Annotated in this window: 12 protein-coding genes; 10 read left to right on the top strand and 2 right to left on the bottom strand. The window is 58.3% G+C overall.

Annotated features, from left to right (window positions below; all coding sequences use genetic code 11):
• The first annotated feature begins 1 nt into the window (after position 1).
• Positions 2 to 1,774 (top strand): acyl-CoA dehydrogenase C-terminal domain-containing protein, encoded by a 1,773-nt coding sequence (locus QMX84_RS00350; RefSeq protein WP_282362796.1) that lies wholly within the window; start codon positions 2 to 4, stop codon positions 1,772 to 1,774.
• Between the two features lie 46 nt (positions 1,775 to 1,820).
• Here QMX84_RS00350 and QMX84_RS00345 read toward each other — a convergent pair whose 3' ends face one another.
• Entirely contained in the window at positions 1,821 to 2,117 is a 297-nt protein-coding gene (locus QMX84_RS00345; RefSeq protein ID WP_282362795.1) for a putative quinol monooxygenase, read from the bottom strand.
• A gap of 109 nt (positions 2,118 to 2,226) precedes the next feature.
• A complete protein-coding gene (locus QMX84_RS00340) occupies positions 2,227 to 2,475 on the bottom strand; it encodes a DUF465 domain-containing protein (protein ID WP_048371676.1) in 249 nt (82 codons plus the stop codon).
• Between the two features lie 529 nt (positions 2,476 to 3,004).
• Between QMX84_RS00340 and bcsE the strand changes: the two genes are divergently transcribed.
• The 9 genes from bcsE to bcsC are packed head-to-tail and all read left to right on the top strand — an operon-like array spanning position 3,005 to position 16,844.
• Positions 3,005 to 4,549 carry a cellulose biosynthesis protein BcsE gene (gene bcsE, locus QMX84_RS00335; RefSeq protein ID WP_262125875.1) on the top strand — a complete coding sequence of 515 codons (1,545 nt, stop codon included), beginning with the start codon at positions 3,005 to 3,007 and terminating at the stop codon, positions 4,547 to 4,549.
• Positions 4,546 to 4,746, top strand: coding sequence for a cellulose biosynthesis protein BcsF (gene bcsF, locus QMX84_RS00330; protein ID WP_153355642.1), 201 nt, complete (start codon positions 4,546 to 4,548; stop codon positions 4,744 to 4,746). Before bcsE ends, bcsF begins: the two co-directional genes overlap by 4 nt.
• Positions 4,733 to 6,382: a cellulose biosynthesis protein BcsG gene (gene bcsG, locus QMX84_RS00325; protein WP_282362794.1), complete on the top strand. Its 1,650-nt coding sequence runs from the start codon at positions 4,733 to 4,735 to the stop codon at positions 6,380 to 6,382. Before bcsF ends, bcsG begins: the two co-directional genes overlap by 14 nt.
• Complete coding sequence (gene bcsR, locus QMX84_RS00320; RefSeq protein ID WP_123749132.1) at positions 6,352 to 6,573, top strand: cellulose biosynthesis protein BcsR; 222 nt, start codon at positions 6,352 to 6,354, stop codon at positions 6,571 to 6,573. The genes bcsG and bcsR overlap by 31 nt, the downstream gene beginning before the upstream one ends.
• The gene (gene bcsQ, locus QMX84_RS00315) at positions 6,570 to 7,292 is read left to right on the top strand and encodes a cellulose biosynthesis protein BcsQ (protein WP_262125873.1); all 723 of its coding nucleotides are present in this window, start codon (positions 6,570 to 6,572) and stop codon (positions 7,290 to 7,292) included. Before bcsR ends, bcsQ begins: the two co-directional genes overlap by 4 nt.
• Entirely contained in the window at positions 7,289 to 9,892 is a 2,604-nt protein-coding gene (gene bcsA / locus QMX84_RS00310; protein ID WP_282362793.1) for a UDP-forming cellulose synthase catalytic subunit, read from the top strand. Before bcsQ ends, bcsA begins: the two co-directional genes overlap by 4 nt.
• Positions 9,889 to 12,210, top strand: coding sequence for a cellulose biosynthesis cyclic di-GMP-binding regulatory protein BcsB (gene bcsB / locus QMX84_RS00305; RefSeq protein WP_262125871.1), 2,322 nt, complete (start codon positions 9,889 to 9,891; stop codon positions 12,208 to 12,210). Before bcsA ends, bcsB begins: the two co-directional genes overlap by 4 nt.
• Positions 12,211 to 12,213: 3 nt before the next feature.
• Positions 12,214 to 13,326: a cellulose synthase complex periplasmic endoglucanase BcsZ gene (bcsZ, locus tag QMX84_RS00300; RefSeq protein ID WP_262125870.1), complete on the top strand. Its 1,113-nt coding sequence runs from the start codon at positions 12,214 to 12,216 to the stop codon at positions 13,324 to 13,326.
• Entirely contained in the window at positions 13,326 to 16,844 is a 3,519-nt protein-coding gene (gene bcsC / locus QMX84_RS00295) for a cellulose synthase complex outer membrane protein BcsC (protein ID WP_282362792.1), read from the top strand. Before bcsZ ends, bcsC begins: the two co-directional genes overlap by 1 nt.
• Positions 16,845 to 17,444: the final 600 nt, after the last annotated feature.

Raw genomic sequence — 17,444 nt, 5'->3', positions numbered from 1 at the left:
AATGCCTGAATTCAATGCCCCGCTGCGTGACATGCGTTTTGTGCTGCACGAAGTTTTTGACGCGCCAGCGCTATGGGCGCGCCTGCCCACCTTGGCCGAGCACGTTGATGCCGACACCGCTGACGCAATTTTGCAAGAAGCGGCCAAAGTCACCAGCCAATTGATCGCCCCGCTCAACCGCAGTGGCGACGAAGAAGGCGCGCAATGGCACGCAGGCAAGGTCAGCACGCCGCAAGGGTTCAAGGCGGCCTATGACACGTATATAGAAGGTGGCTGGGTCGGCTTGTCAGGTAACCCGGACTTTGGCGGGCTGGGCATGCCCAAGATGCTTGCTGTGCAATTTGAAGAAATGCTCTACGCCGCCAACTCCAGTTTTGCCCTGTACTCGGCGCTGACATCCGGCGCCTGCCTGGCCATTGACGCTCACGCCAGCACGATGCTTAAAGAAACGTACCTGCCGCCGATGTATGAAGGTCGCTGGGCAGGCTCGATGTGCCTCACCGAAGCCCATTCCGGCACCGATCTGGGGCTTATCCGCACCCGTGCTGAACCCAGGGCTGACGGCAGTTTCAGCCTCAGCGGCAGCAAGATTTTCATCACGGGTGGCGATCAGGACCTGACCGAGAACATTGTCCATCTGGTCCTCGCCAAACTGCCGGACGCGCCGGACGGACCGCGTGGCATTTCGCTGTTCCTGGTGCCCAAGGTGCTGGTCAATGCCGACGGCACGCTGGCTCACGCCAATGCCGTGAGCTGCGGTTCTATCGAACACAAAATGGGCATCAAGGCGTCCGCAACCTGCGTGATCAACTTTGACGGCGCCCAAGGCTGGTTGATCGGCGAAGCCAACAAGGGCCTGGCGGCCATGTTCACGATGATGAACTACGAGCGCCTGTCCATCGGTATTCAAGGTATCGGTTGTGCCGAAACGTCATACCAAAATGCCCGTACCTACGCCCGCGAACGCCTGCAAAGCCGGGCGCCGACCGGTGCAGTAGCGCCCGAGAAAATGGCCGACCCGATCATCGTTCACCCCGATGTGCGGCGCATGCTGCTGAGCATGAAAGCCATGACCGAAGGCGGCCGTGCGTTTGCCAGCTATGTGGGCCAGCAACTGGACCTGAGCAAGTACTCAACCGATGCGCAAGAGCAGCAGGACGCCGCAGCGCTGGTGGCTTTACTGACGCCGGTGGCCAAGGCCTTTTTCACTGACACCGGGCTCGACAGTTGCGTACTGGGCCAGCAAGTGTTCGGGGGCCACGGTTACATTCGTGAATGGGGGCAAGAGCAATTGGTGCGCGATGTCCGCATCGCGCAAATTTACGAAGGCACCAATGGTATTCAGGCGCTGGACTTGCTGGGCCGTAAGGTGATTGCCAATGGCGGCGTAGCGCTGCGTTTGTTCACCGCGCAGATCCGCGAGTTTGCCGCGCAACCGGGCAAGCCTTACCAGCACGAACTGTTACAAGCGGTGCAACGGCTCGAAGACTTGAGCGACTGGCTGCAAGCGCAGGCCAAGCTCAACCCCAATGAAATCGGCGCGGCCTCGGTGGAGTACCTGCAGGTCTTTGGCTATGTGGCATACGCCTGGTTGTGGGCGCGCATGGCGGATGTTGCCCAAGGTTCCCTTGAAGCAGATCCGGCGTTCTATGCGGCGAAACTGGCCACGGCGAGGTTCTATTTCAAGCGGCTTTTGCCACGCATCGACAGTCTGGAACAGTCGATACGCGCGGGCAGCGAATCACTGTTTGAACTGGACGCTGCGAGCTTTTAAGCGGCCCACTAAAAACGGCGGCCCTTTCGAGGCCGCCGTTTACGGGTTAGAGACTCAATTCATCCAGCTCCAGCACCTCACGATGCTCCAGCCTGTCCGCAACGAACTTGGCCATCGCTACATAGTGCGGCGTTGTTTTGTGGTGTTCGATGGCCGCCAGATCTTTCCAACCTTCGATAAACACAAAGCGCTGCGGATCGGTACGGTCAATATGCAGATCGTAAAACGTGCAGCCCTCTTCTTTGCGTGAGCCTTCCACACACGCCAGCAGCGCTTGTTTGACGGTCGTTTCTTGACCGGCCTTGGCGCGCAATACAGCAACGATTTTGATGATGTTGGACATTTCGGCTTCCTGGGAGTGGTGTTCTTGAACACGCCAACCCTACTACGGCACAGAGACAGAAACATCTGCAGCGTGCAAAAAATTGGCCGCCAAGAACACCTTCAAAGGATTAGCGGGCCGCCTGGCTGGCCAGACGGCTTACGATGTCATCCTTGATTTTCAGCCGCTTCTCCTTGAGCGCCAGCAACACTTCATCAGTCACACCCAGCGCACTGGGCGCTTCGGCCTCTACCACCTGCTTGTCAGCCACTGTGTATTTCTCAATTAACGCAGCCAAGTGCGGGTCTTGACCTTTAAGCGTGTCGAGAGCCTCTTTGGAGAAGCCCAAATCCAATGGCAAATCATGTTTGACTGGCATAGATGCACCTCATTGAACGTTTCGGTGACGGTTTCAGACTCTGAGGATGAGCCTGCGCAAAAGGTTCCATCCGTGATGAACCCACTACAGCAATAGCACGCATCCGAACAGTGAGAAAGTCGCGCTTGTCTTTCTGTCAGCTAGCATTGCTTGAGATCAACACGCGGAATGACGAGTTATAGTCGTCAATTAAATGGCGGTATTTTTTACACAGCTATTTTTTTGACATTTTCCGTTTTAAACATGGACTAACCTCACAAAAATGTAAGAAAATTCCTACAGCAACGAAATAATCGACCACTATTTGAGTGCCAAGTGCGTTGACAAGGAAGGTTAAGATTTTGGCTCTCCGGGCCTCTACATCGCGACATGGATCAAGTCGGCGAACGACCAATCACTTCATGATTGACGCCATTGAACAATACTCAGGCTTGAAGGCGGATGACCGACCTGCAAGCACCGAATGAATGGCGCAATACATAACAAACCCGCCATTCGCTCGTGAACCTCCTGGAAGAGAACGTAGCGTTTGCCTTATATCAATCTCGGCATCCATGGATTACTGGACCAACACATTGCTTTACGCGCTGGCGGCTTGTACTGGATTACGGCCAACCAGCCTGATGATGCAAGACTGCTGGCCCGTCAGTTTCTGGAAAGCCTGCCCTCCAGTACCCCCGCCGCACTGATTGTGTGTGCAGACCCCGTTCAGACCGTCATTGACGAGATCGCCCCTGATCGCGGTCCGGACAAACTCAAACTGTTTGAAATCGCGCAAAAAGTGATCGCGCCGGGGCTGGCCACATTGACCCGCGATCTGGTTCGCGCGCGGATCGTCCCCCATAGCCAGATTGTGTTGCTGGTGCCGGCCAACAGCTGGCCCGAGGCCACGGTGGCAAAACGCCTGCAGCATTGGTGCGAACACTTGCGCCCGTGGCTACGGGACAGAAACGCCACCCTGTTGGTAATCGCCCACGGCGAAGCGTCGCCGCTGCATGCCCAGTTGCTGGCGCTCAATGAGCAACTCTCCGGGTTGAGTCGGCTGTATCGACATAACGGCGAAACGCGCTATCACGTGCACTTTTGGTACAACGACATTGGGGTGAGCGCCGGGCTGGAGTTCAAACTCTCGACCCGCAACAAAACCCTGGCCTTGATTCCGGAACCCGTTGCCGACATCGCACCGCGCGTCGCTGACGACCAGCATGTCTACCTCGCTGAACGCACGGTGCTTGAAGGCAGCCCGCCGCTGTCCAATCACTGGTACCTGTTCAATGACCGCCAGACATTACTTCAGCAAGCCGCTTCTGCCACCGCAGCCACGGTGATCGTCGGTATCGACAGCAGCCATCAACTGCTGGAGCTGGCGCAGCAACTGCACGACCTGCGCGAACAGTGCGGCCCGGCTTTAAAGATTGTTGTGCGTGAACTGGAACCTGCCGTGCGCTATCGCGACGAGCGTTTGCTATTGGCGTGCGGGGTCAACCTGATCATTCCTGATGGCACCTTGCTGTCGCGCTTTTTGAGCCTGATCGAAAGTATTCAGGGCCAACGCTGGCAGCACACCCAGGGCACCGACTTTGCCACATTGCTTGAGCGCCAGCGGCCACCGGCCATTCGCGGCCTGGTAAGTCCCCGTGAGTTCATCACCCAGGTGCAACACCTGTATCAAAACAGCTCCGGTGAAGTGCCCCATCAACTGCTCAAGTTCCAACCCGTTGCCGGGCTCAAACAAGAGCTGTTCCTGAACCAAATGTGTTTACGCCGACTGGGCGATTTCGCCTGCTTGCTCAACGGCGACCTGTACCTGTTTCTGTTTGCCTGCCGTGCAGACGCGTTGGAGCCAGCGCTGGCCAACATCTGCCGCCTGCCCTGGCGCGACCTGTTTTTGACCCGTCAGGCGCTGAGCAGCCCGACGGATCTGGATCAAGATGCCTTTATGGAAGATGACTCTGTGCCCCCTCATCTGAATATTCCCGTTGAGCCGCTGATCATGGCCCAACCGGCTCCCGGAAGCCGTGCCGCGATTAAACCGCAGCGCATCACTTTGACTGTCAGCGAGCCACAGCCATGACCTTTATGGAACTTGTGCAGGTCATTGCCCTGACCTGCGGGGTAACCGTACTCCTGACTTTGTTCTCACAGCGTATTCGCCAGTACCTCAAAGCGCATTTTGAGCAGTACTTGCCGCCGCGTTACCTGAAATCCTGCGGTGTCAGACGTCGTGCACCCGCCAGCCCTTCGATGAGAGCGCCGGATGAATCTGTCTAAACCTGCGGCTGTTCCGCAAAAACTAACCACGGTGTGGCGCGGACTGGGTGCCTGGAACCTGTATTTCCTTGGCAAGTTCCTGTTGACCTGGACCGGGCACCTGAACTTCCAGATTGTGCCCAACCTGATTTTTGCCTTGGCACTGCTCATACCGATTGCCCACCCAATGCTGCGCCGTGCCCGCACGTTGCTGGCGATTCCCGTCGCCGTCGCATTGCTGTACCAGGACACCTGGTTCCCGCCCTTCAGCCGTTTACTGGCGCAGCCCGGTGTCCTGAACTTTTCGGCGGATTACATCATTGAGTTGCTGGGGCGCTTTATTGACTGGCAAGTGTGCGCCTTGCTCTTGGTGCTGATCATTGGCTACCTGTTTATCAGCCCCTGGTTACGCCTCACCACCCTCACTCTGCTGGGCTTTGTGTGGTTGAGCCTGGGTAGCTTGCAAGCGTTGCTGCCAGCGCCAGTGAGCCTGCCAATGGCCAACAACACCAGCGGTGCTGCGACACCGGCCAGCAGCAGCGGCGGTGAGCCGGACGATGCGACGCTTAACGCCTACCTCGATACGTTCTACAAGAACGAAGCGCAGCGTAAGGTTGAGTTCAAAGAGCCCGCAGTCAAACCGCCGCCCTTTGACCTGCTGGTCATCAACATCTGCTCGTTGGCCTGGGATGACCTTGATGCCGTGGGGCTGCGCAACAACTCGTTGTTCAGCCAAATGGACGTGATCTTCGACAACTTCAACTCGGCGACAGCCTATAGCGGCCCTGCCGCCATTCGGCTGCTGCGCGCCAGTTGCGGGCAGACCTCGCACGCTCAGTTGTATAAACAGCCGCCCGATCAATGCCTGCTGTTCGACGATTTGCGCAAGCTGGGCTTTACCGATGAGTTGATGCTCAACCACACCGGCGAGTTCGATGGCTTCTTGCAAGAGGTTCGCGATCAGGGCCAATTGCCCCCACCTGCCCTGGGCGTCATCCCGGCCGGTTTGCAGCGTACCTATGTCGGCTTTGACGGTTCGCCGATCTGGCGCGACCGTGACGTACTGAGTAAATGGTGGCAACACCGTTTGAACAGCGATAAGCCGAACATGGCCCTGTTCTACAACACCACCAGCCTGCATGACGGCAACCGTCAGGTGAGAGCCGATGGCGGCACCCAGGCGGCGGACTACAGCAGCCGCGCCCAGGTATTGCTTGACGATCTCAACGCCTTCATCAAAGAGCTGCAAAAAAGCGGACGTCGCGTGGTGGTGGCCATCGTGCCTGAGCATGGCGCCGCCTTGCACGGTGACCGCATGCAGATCTCCGGCATGCGTGAAATCCCTAGCGAGTCCATCACCCATGTGCCGGTGGGCCTCAAGCTGATCAACATGGGCGACGACGGCCAGACCGAGCCGGTGCATATCACTCAGCCAAGCAGCTACCTGGCGATCGCTGAAATCATTGCACGCCTGTATGCCAGCCCGCAGCTCAGCAACGGCCAGACCGTGGACTGGTCAGCCTTGCTCCAGGACCTGCCGCAAACCGCAAAAGTATCGGAAAACTCAGGGACCGTTGTGCTCGATTACAACGGCAAACCTTATGTTCGAATCAAGGAGAACGGTGGATGGCTACCTTACCCACAGCAGCTCAAATAAGCGCGGACATCCTGTCGCGCAATGAGCGCGCCGATGATATTGAACGCCTTAAATTCATGGTGGACCTGCCCGACCTGCGCTACGTCGATATCTCTGCGCAGGTGGAGTTGCTGCAAGCCCTTGAGCGCTGGCCGTTACTGGCCCACCTTGAGGCGCGGCACAAGACTGCCGCTCTGGACGACACTCCATGATCGCCCTGAGCCTGCAAGGTATTCGCGGCGGAGTAGGCACCAGCTCAACCCTCGCGGCACTCGGCTATGCACTGTCAACCCTCGGGCAGAAAGTGCTGGTGGTTGATATGTGCCCGGAAAACACCCTGGGCCTGCATTTCAATCTTGATTACGCACTGCCGGGTGGCTGGGCCCCTGCCACGCTGAATAACAGCCCTTGGTATAAAGACGCCTGGAACATTGAGCCGGGCCTGGACGTATTGCCCTACGGCACGCTCGCCGTTGAGCAGCACCTGCAACTCGACACCTTGCTGCGTGATCAGCCGCAACTGTGGGCGCAACGCCAAACCAGCCTGGCCGACAGCTATGACTGGGTGCTGTTTGACCTGCCACAGCGTTTGCCGGGGCACGCGAGCAACCCGCGGTGTGACATTGCCCTTACGGTGTTGAATCTCGACGCGGCGAGCCATGTACTGCTGCAACCGATGCGCAGCAGTGCGGGGCGCTTATTGATCAATCGCTTTGAGCCGGCCAGCCAGTTGCAGCGCGATATGTTGCTGCTTTGGCAGAACCATTTCGGCAAGCATTTGCTGCCCATCCATTTGCATGCCGATGAAGCCATGGCTGAAGCCTTGGCCAAGCGTGAACCCACCGGCCGTTATGCCCCGGGCAGCTTGATCGCTCAAGACCTGATCAGCCTGGCCAGTTGGTGCATGCTGCGTGGCGGGAGGCTTGAATGATCGACCGTTGGTTCCCCTACACCTATTTGCGCCGTGAACAGAACTGCACCCGCTTCACCGCGTTGGTGCTGGCACTGATCCAGGCTGTTGGCTGGATATTCCTGCGTCTGGAAGCCCCGTCATGGAAAGCCCTGCGCGCGCAACACCGAAGCCTGTTCCCGCACTTGGCAGACAAACGCCCCACTATTGGCGACCCGCTGCGTTACATCATCCAGATCGCCTGGCTATTGCTGGTTCGCCCGGGTGAGCAAAGTTTGCCTCAGCGTCAGCGTACCCGCCGTCGTTTCGCCAGTGCGTTCAAGGCTTTGATCGGCATTGTGCAAAAGCCCTGGAATCTGCTGGCCAACAGCTTTGAACAGTTGCCTTCAGCCATCAGCCCGCAAGTGCGTAAAGGTTCGCGCTGGTGGAGCTCGATGCACTGGCCGCTGCGCAAAATACTCTATATCGCCATCGGCGCCCTGGTAGTGGTGCTGGTGTTTATCTGCGTGACCGAACCCTTCGGTTACTTGGCCCAGTTAGTGTTTGTGGTGCTGTTGTGGGCCATTGCGATGCTGGTGCGGCGCTTGCCGGGGCGTTTTCCGACGCTGCTGCTGATCGCCTTGTCAGTGATCATTTCGTGCCGCTATTTGTGGTGGCGCTACACCTCGACGCTGAACTGGAGTGACAGCCTCGACCTGGTCTGCGGGCTGATCCTGCTGCTGGCCGAGACCTATTCCTGGATGGTGCTGATCCTCGGCTACGTGCAAACGTCATGGCCGCTGAACCGCAAACCTGCGCAGCTGCCAGCAGACCCGAGCCAGTGGCCAACTGTTGACCTGCTGATCCCGACCTATAACGAAGAACTCTCGGTCACCCGTGGCACGGTGTACGCCGCACTGGGCATTGACTGGCCGAAAGACAAACTGCGCATCCATTTGCTCGATGACGGCAACCGCCCAAGCTTCAAGACGTTTGCCGATGAAGTGGGCATCAATTACATCGCCCGTACCGATAACCGCCATGCCAAGGCCGGTAACCTCAACCATGCCCTGACGCAGATTGACGGTGATCTGGTGGCGATTTTTGACTGTGACCACATGCCTGCCCGCTCATTCCTGCAATTGACCGTGGGCTGGTTTTTGCGTGACCCGAAACTGGCGCTGGTACAAACCCCGCACCACTTTCTTTCGCCCGACCCGTTCGAGCGAAACCTGGGCACCTTCCGCAACCGTCCCAACGAAGGCGAGCTGTTTTATGGCCTGGTTCAAGATGGTAACGACATGTGGAACGCGGCGTTTTTCTGCGGTTCATGTGCAATCGTGCGACGCACGGCGATTGAGTCCATAGGCGGGTTTGCTGTCGAAACAGTCACTGAGGACGCCCACACCGCTTTGCGCCTTCACCGCAAGGGCTGGAACTCCGCTTACTTGCGCATTCCGCAGGCGGCGGGCCTGGCCACTGAGAGCCTGTCGGCACACATTGGCCAGCGTATTCGCTGGGCACGGGGCATGGTGCAAATCTTCCGCACCGACAACCCGCTGATGGGCAAAGGCCTGACGATCTTCCAGCGGGTCTGTTACGCCAACGCCATGTTGCACTTTCTGGTAGGCCTGCCACGGCTGGTGTTCCTGACCGCGCCCCTGGCTTTCCTGTTGCTGCACGCCTACATCATCTATGCCCCGGCCCTGATGATTCTGCTGTACGTGCTGCCGCACATGATCCACGCCAGCCTGACCAACTCGCGGATGCAAGGCGCCTATCGCCAGACATTCTGGGGTGAGGTTTACGAGACGGTGCTGGCCTGGTACATCGCCCGGCCGACCACCGTGGCCCTGTTCAGTCCTTCGCGGGGCAAGTTCAACGTGACCGCCAAAGGCGGCTTGATGGAAGAAAACCAGTTCGACTGGCAGACCGCCAAACCGTATCTGGTGCTTTCGGTGCTCAACGTACTGGGCCTCGGTTTTGCTGTATGGCGGCTGTTTACCGGGCCTGCCGACGAGATCATCACGGTGATCGTCAGTGTGCTGTGGGTGATCTACAACCTGCTGATTATTGGTGCGGCCGTGGCTGTGGCGGCTGAAGTGCGCCAGGTCCGGCAAACCCATCGGGTGCAAACCCGCCTGCCCGGCGCCATAAAGCTGGCTGACGGCCATAGCTACCCGTGTGAGCTGGTGGACTACTCCGACGGTGGTGTCGGCCTGCTGCTCAATCAACCGTTGCCGCTGGCCACCGGCTCACTGGTGTCGTTGATCCTGCAGCGCGGCAACCGCGAGTTTGTCTTCACCGGCACCCTCACGCGTTCCAAAGACTTGTTTATGGGCCTGAACTTTGCCGATTTGCCACCCGAGCAAAAAATCGAATTTGTGCAGTGCACCTTTGGCCGGGCCGATGCCTGGCTCGATTACAACAGTGGCTTTGAAGCGGACAAGCCGGTTCAAAGCCTCAAAGAAATCCTCGCCCTGGGCGCTAAAGGCTACTACCGCCTTTATCAGTATCTGCCTGCATGGCTGCGCCATCTGGCACGGCCTTTTGTGCGAGTACTGCAATGGCTGGGCAGCTTTTTGCCGCGCATGCCCAAAGCGTCCACCCCTCTTATTTCCCGGCCAGTGAGCAAATCATGAGTCGATTCGCCAAAAAAAATCTTTTCGCCAGCCTCGCGCTGATGACCCTCGCCTGCGACCTGATGGCTGCCCCTCTGCCCCTGCCAACTGGCAGCGCGGCGGCGCAGGGTAAACCTGCGATCACGCAAAGTACCGACCCGCTACCAAGCTGGACCGTCACGCGGACCTTCGAGCAATTGGGTCGCCCGGCCGACACCCTGCTGCTGGGCATCAACAGTTCCGAGCAAGTTGAGTTCACCTTGCGCCGCGACCGCATCGCCAGTGATGCCAGCCTGCAACTGAACTACACCCCCTCGCCTTCGTTGATCCCGACGCTTTCGCATATTCGGGTGTACCTCAATGACGTGTTGATGGGCGTGTTGCCCATCGAGAAAGATCAACTGGGGCGCCAGACTCAGCAAAAAATGGCCCTTGATCCCCGGATGATTTCGGACTTCAACCGCATTCGCCTTGAGTTTATCGGCCACTACACCGACATCTGCGAAGACCCTGCCAACAACACCCTGTGGGTCAATATCAGCCGCAGCAGCAGCTTGACCCTGCAAGAGCAGGCGCTGAGCCTGACCAACGACCTCGCGTATTTCCCGCTGCCGTTCTTCGACCCGCGCAACAGCGGCACGCTGGAACTGCCGTTTGTGTTTGCCGCCAACCCGACTCTGGGCGAGCAACGCGCCGCCGCGATTCTGGCCTCGTACTTCGGCAGCCAGGCCAACTGGCGTGGCTCCAAGTTCCCGGTACTGTTTGACACCTTGCCTAGCGTGCAAAGCAAGGAAGCCACCCAACCCACCGTGGTGTTTGCCACCAACGACCATCGCCCGGCGTTTATGAGCGACCTGGAGAAATTCCCGGCCGTCGATGCCCCGGTGGTTGAGCTGATTGATCACCCTGATGCGCCTTACAGCAAAGTGCTGCTGGTCATGGGCCGCAACGAAGAAGACCTCGCCACGGCGGCCAAGGCACTGGCGCTGGGCGGCAACCTGTTGCGCGGCTCGCGGGCAACCATCAACAAAGTTGAAGAGCTGCAACCGCGCAAGCCTTACGACGCACCGGCCTGGATGCGCACCGATCGCCCTGTGCGCTTTGCCGAGCTGATCGACTACCCGCAGCAACTGCAAGTCAGCGGTTTGCAACCACGGCCGATTACCCTGGACGTCAACCTGCCGCCTGACCTGTTTGTCTGGCGTAACCAAGGCATTCCGCTGCGCACGCAATACCGCTACACCGCGCCGTCGGCCAATGATGATTCGCGTCTGAACATCAGCCTCAACGATCAGTTCATCACCAGCCTGCCGCTGACTCGCAAAGACAACAGCCGCTTCGAAGAGCTGCGCTTGTCGGTCCTGTCCAATGACTCGGCCAACGTCAACGACAAGCTGATCGTACCGTCGCTTAAAATCGGTGACCGTAACCGCCTGCGCTTTGACTTCAGCTTCGCCAGCACCATGGGCAGCGCCCAGCGCGATCACTGCCAGACCATTCTGCCGGCCAATACCCAGGCGATTATCGATGAAGACTCAACCATCGACTTGTCCGGCTATCACCACTACATCAGCATGCCTGACCTCAAGGTCTTTGCCCGCAGCGGCTTCCCGTTCAGCCGCATGGCCGACATGTCGGAATCCATCGTAGTGGTGCCGAGCAAAGGCACCCCGACGCAAATCAGCACCCTGCTGGAAGCCGTGGCCAGCATTTCTGCTCGCACGGGCTACCCGGCCTTTGGCGTACGCCTGAGTGATGACTGGGCATCGGCCTCCAAAGAAGATGCCGACCTGCTGTTGCTGGGCCAAATGGCGCCTGAAATGCGCGATAACCCGGACCTCAGCCTGTTGTTGCAACGCCAGCACGACATGCTGGTGCAGCCTTACGGCAACACGGCCATTGACGCCACCAACCGCCGCGGTCCGTCCACTGACGATCGTAATCAGCCCGCCAACCGGGTTGAAGTTACCGCTCAGGCGCCTATCGCCGCCATCATCGGCATGCAGTCGCCTTCGCATAACCAGCGCAGCGTTGTAGGTTTACTGGGCAATGACGATGCCGATTTCAACCTGCTGCGCGAAACCCTGGTCGACAGCGGCAAAATGGATGCCGTGGCCGGTTCCGTGGCGTTGATTCGCAGCAGCGGGATCTACAGTCAATTGGTCGGTGATCAGTACTACGTGGGTAACCTGCCGTGGTACCTGCTGATGTGGTACCAGCTCTCTGAGCACCCGGTTCTGCTGGCGATTCTGGCGGTGATCAGCGTATTGCTGAGTGCTTTCCTGTTGTGGCGTGCCCTGAGCTGGGCAGCTCACCGCCGCTTGCACAAGGATGACTGATCGATGCCACGTCTTGCAGTGCTCGCTCTGAGCTTGACCCTTGGCTTGTTACCTCAGGCAGCGAGTGCCGCGAGCTGTGACTGGTCTGCCTGGGACAATTACAAGCAGGCCATGATGAGCAGCGACGGGCGCATCATTGATCGCTCGTCCAAGCAATTGATCACCACTTCGGAAGGTCAGAGTTATGGCTTGTTTTTCGCCTTGCTCGCCAATGATCGCAAAAGCTTTGAGCGGATCCTGGAGTGGACCCACAACAATCTGGCGGACGGCAGCCTGGATGCGCACCTGCCCGCCTGGGAATGGGGCCGCTCCGAGTCCGGCAAATGGCAGGTGCTCGACAGCAACAATGCCACGGATGCCGATCTGTGGATCGCCTACACCCTGCTCGAAGCCGGGCGTTTGTGGGAGTCGCCGGAGTACCTGGCGCTGGGGCAAAACATGCTCTGGCGCACCGCAGCACAAAGCCTGCGGCCGCTGCCAGGGTTGGGCCTGATGTTACTGCCGGGCGATACAGGGTTTGACAGCCCTGAAGGCTGGCGGCTGAACCCCAGCTATCTGCCGCCGCAATTGCTTGCCCGCTTTACCAAGGTAGCGCCCATTTGGGCTGAACTGGCGGCCAGTCAACAGCGCATGCTGGTCGAAGGTTCACCCAAGGGCTTTGCACCCAACTGGCTGTTGTGGAAAGCCGGGGGCGGCTGGGCGCCTGACCCCAAGAGCGGCAGTACCGGCAGCTATGATGCGATTCGCGTGTACCTGTGGGTCGGCATGCTGGCCAAGGACGCGGCGGGTCGTCAGGCTTTGCAGGCGCAGTTTGCACCCATGGCTACGCTCATCCAAACCCTGGGTTATCCGCCAGAGTCGGTAGACGCCCTCACCGCCCAGTACACCGGCACCGGCCCCGTGGGTTTCTCGGCCGCCCTGTTGCCACTGCTCGCCAGTACCGGCTCACCGGCGTATGTCGTGCAACAGGCACGGGTACAGCACGAGCCACCCGCGGCGGATGCTTATTACAACCAGTCCTTGCTGTTGTTTGGCCAGGGCTGGAATGAACAACGCTATCGCTTTGACAAGGATGGTCAGCTTTTACCGGCGTGGGTTAACACATGCAAAAACTAATGGCATGGGCAGTTTTGTTCAGCGGTATCTCGACTTCGGCACTGGCGCAGCCGGTCAGCATCCAGGACCAGCAACAGTGGTTGCTGGAACAGGTGCGCATTGGCGAAGCCTTGTATCGGGACGATCTGGTGCGCGACTCATTGGCGCGGTTGTGGTTAATCGCACCGGACAACCCGCAAGCCCTGGCGGCGTCGGTGCGTCAGGCCTTGCTGGACAAAAATCCGGAGCTGGCCAAGCAACGTCTGGCCCATCTGCAACAATTGGCACCTGACTCGTTGGCACTGCGTCAGGCGCAAAACCTGATGAAATTGCAGGATCCGCAAGTCCAGGTGCAATTGCAACAGGCGCGTCTGTATGCGGCTGGGGGACGCCCTGAAGAGGCTGCCGTCATCTTTGAGCAGTTGTTTGGCGATGCTCCGCCGGACTTTGCCACCGCATTGGAATACTTGCGCATTCGCACCAATATCACCGGGCAACGCCCGCGCGTCATCGAGCAATTAAAAACGCTGGATGCGCAATACCCCGGCAACATCGGCCTGCGCCAAACCTTGGCCGACTTGCTATTTCGTGAAAAACGAGATGCCGAGGCGCTGGCGGTGCTCCATGAACTGTCGACAGACCCCAATGCCATCAACGCAGCAGCAGAGCGCGAATACGAGTACCTCAGTACCTTGCCGATTGACCGCTCCACCACGTTGGCATGGCAAGCGTACTTGCAGCGTTATCCGCGCTCTCCGGTCCTGAGTGAAGCCACCCAAAAGCTTAAAGTTCAGCAGCAATTGCTCGCAGACCCGGCTTGGGTCGCCGGTACGCGCGGCAAGCAGATGATTGATCAGTCACGTGACCCAGTGACGGCTGAAGCCCTGTTACGGCGCGCACTCAAGCATTATCCCGATGACACGACATTGTCCGGTGCACTTGGCGTCGCCCTTTTCCGTCAAGCTCGGTATGACGCGGCCTACGCAGCATTCAATACTGCGCGCAGCAAAGAGCAAGACACGTTCAAAATCAGTAAATGGCAGGATTTGATGGATGCCAGTCGCTATCGCGCGCTACTTTCTCTGGGCGAGAAAGCTCTGCAGCGCAACGACGTCAACGCAGCATTCAACGCCTACCAAAAAGCTCGTAGCACCCAAACGCGTGAAGCTGAACCGCTGATAGGGTTAGCTGACGTCGCTTTAGCACGGCATGACACGACACAGGCCGAAACCTTGTTGCTGCAAGCCAGACGGCTAGAACCCACCAATAGCAGTGCTGTACGGGGATTGCTGCGCTTGTATGCGGCTCAATCGCCAGACAAAGCCAAATATTTTCTTGATGGCTTACCGCCCTCTCTGCAAAAAGAATTTGCCTCCACGCGCCAAAGCCTGGAAGTGGACGAACTGAACCGCCTGGCCGATGCGGCCAGCGAGAGCAAGGACTGGCCGCAAGTGGTGGCCTTGCTCAGCAAAGTGCGCAACCTGACACCGGATGAACCCTGGCTGACTTATCGCCTGGCCAATGCCCAGCGCGAAATCAACCAGCCCAGCGCGGCTGACGACAGCTTTAAACAGTTGATGCAGCATCAGGGCCAAAACCCTGAGGCGCGATATGCCTATGCGCTGTACCTGTCCAGTACCGAGCGTAATGCCAGCGCCTTGAGCGTGCTGGAGCAGTTGCCCAAAGCGCAGTGGAACGACTCCATGCGCGAACTGGATGCGCGTCTGCAGCGCAGCGAACTGCTGGCCCGCGCTGACAGCTTGCGCAAAGCCGGCAATGAGCCTCAGGCGATTGCCCTGCTGATGCAGAACCCGGACAACGACGACCTGCTGACCCTGGCGCGCTGGGCGCAGGAACGTGAAGACTACGCGCAAGCGCAGAAACTCTATGCGCACGTTCTGCGCAAGGATCCCGGCAACACTGACGCGCAACTCGGGCAAATCGAAACCCTGATCAACACGCGTCAATTGGACGCCGCACGCCGCCAGTTGGAACAGTTCAAGCCTGCGCCCGGCGAGGCATTGACTCCGACACAGCAACGGCTGGTGGCCAATGCCTGGGCCGAAGTGGGTGAACCCGACAAAGCTCAGGCGCTGTTTGCCCAATTGCTGAAAAACCCGCAGGACGATCCTACGATCTATCGCGATGCTGCGCGGTTGATGTCCGCCAAGCAGCCACAACAGGCGTTGGACTACTACGCCAAAGGCATGGCTGGCGCCGGGTTGATCACACCCGCACAGGCCAACCCGCGCGACAACCGGGCAATGACCCTGGCCAGCCGTGAAAAAGACGACGATGAATGGCTTGAAAGAAGCCTGCGCAGCGACGTCGACGAGTTATACCAGCGGCAAAACCCGACGTTGCATCTGTATACCGATTACGGATGGCGCGCAGACGATGCTTCGGCGGGCACCTCGGACACCGACACCCAGACCACCATCCTGCAACTGGACTTACCCATCGCCGACGGCAGCGGCTTTGTCCGGGCGGAACAAATCGACATGGATGCGGGCAAGTTCGACGCAGACGAAGACGGTTTTGTTCGTGAGAGCTACGGCACCTGCGCGATAGGCATCAAACGCAAAGGCACCGACGAGCCGATTTTTTCAGGCTGTGAAGACCGTTCACAGTCAGCTCGAGGCACCACACTGGCGGCTGGCTGGAAAAACGAAACCTGGAACATCGACGTTGGCCGTACGCCAGACACCTTTAAAGTGCCCAACTGGCTGGGTGGCGTGGCCTACAGCAACAAAATCGGTTCCTTGGGCTGGACCCTGACAGGCTCGCGTCGCCCGTTGAGTAACTCGATCCTGTCTTACAGCGGAGCAAAAGACCTCAACACCGGCGTGACCTGGGGCGGCGTGACCTCAAACGGCCTGACCTTGAGCCTGAGCCATGACGAAGGCGGCGTTGACGGGGTATGGGCGAGCTTGGGCCAGCATTGGCTGCGGGGTAAAAACGTCGAAAACAACCACAAAAACACCGCCATGGCCGGGTATTACTACCGGCTTGTGGAGCGTGCCGATGAACGCATGCGCACCGGTTTGACAGTGATGTACTGGGGTTACGACAAAGACCTGAGCGAATACACCCTCGGTCAGGGCGGGTATTACAGCCCGCAGCAATACTTCTCGATCGGGGTGCCATTGAACTATGCGTGGCGCACGCCCAATTGGTCGGTGTCACTGGAAAGCTCGGTGGGCTGGTCTTATGCCAAAACCAAATCCAACGACCTTTATCCGTTGAGCGGGTTGAACGACAAACTGCTTAGCGTCGTTGACCAGGAAGGTTTCGAACTTGCCGAGCCACTTGGCCAAACCTCGGGCGGGAGCAGCAATGGTATCGGCATACGCCTGCAAGGGCTGGCCGAACGCAGACTGACGGACAACTTGGTACTGGGCGGTGGTTTGCTCTATCAGCACAGCGAAGGCTACGCTCCAAGCCGGGCCATGCTGTACCTGCGCTACACCTTCGACGCCTGGCAAGGCAACCTGCCATTGCCGGTTGAACCGTTGATCCCGTACGCCGACTTTAGATAGTAGCCATCACCTTTTTGTATCTGCCGAAGGCAGCTCTTATCAAACAATATAAGTGATTGATTCTAAAGGCTCTGTAGGAGCGAGCTTGCCTCGCGATCTGTTGATCTTGATCTAAGTGGCCTCGTTAAACCACGCTAGCCGAACGCAGGTTTTGCGCAGTAGGGCACCCGGCAGGACGCCGGGTTAGCCGCAAGTGGCCGTTGCCGCAGCAACGGATATGTACAAAAAATCAAGAGCCCCTCACCCTAGCCCTCTCCCGAAGGAGAGGGAACCGATTGGGGGATGCTGCAGATAATCGTCGGTCTGTATGCTGCGCGTCACCTGATATCGCAGTCAGCAGGAGGAACGCCATTTATGAATGGCTACTCCAGAACAGCGCGGCGGCCGCTACCAGGATGACCAGAAAAAGAATGGCCCACGCATCTACTCTGCTGCTGGTTTTGCGCACTTTCATTTGAGTTCTCATCGCATCGCCTTTTTTCGGTTTTATGGGTGAATGCTTAGAAGAATGTCTTTAAGTAAAGACCCGTAATACCCTTTGTACAAGTAAGTGATTGAGAATCAGCCTCTTATAGTCGCTTTGGTTCTTTGCATATGCTT

This window comes from Pseudomonas sp. PS01297, assembly GCF_029959305.1.
In the GTDB taxonomy this organism is placed as follows: Bacteria; Pseudomonadota; Gammaproteobacteria; order Pseudomonadales; family Pseudomonadaceae; genus Aquipseudomonas; species Aquipseudomonas helleri.
This window is presented reverse-complemented; position numbering and strand designations above follow the sequence as displayed.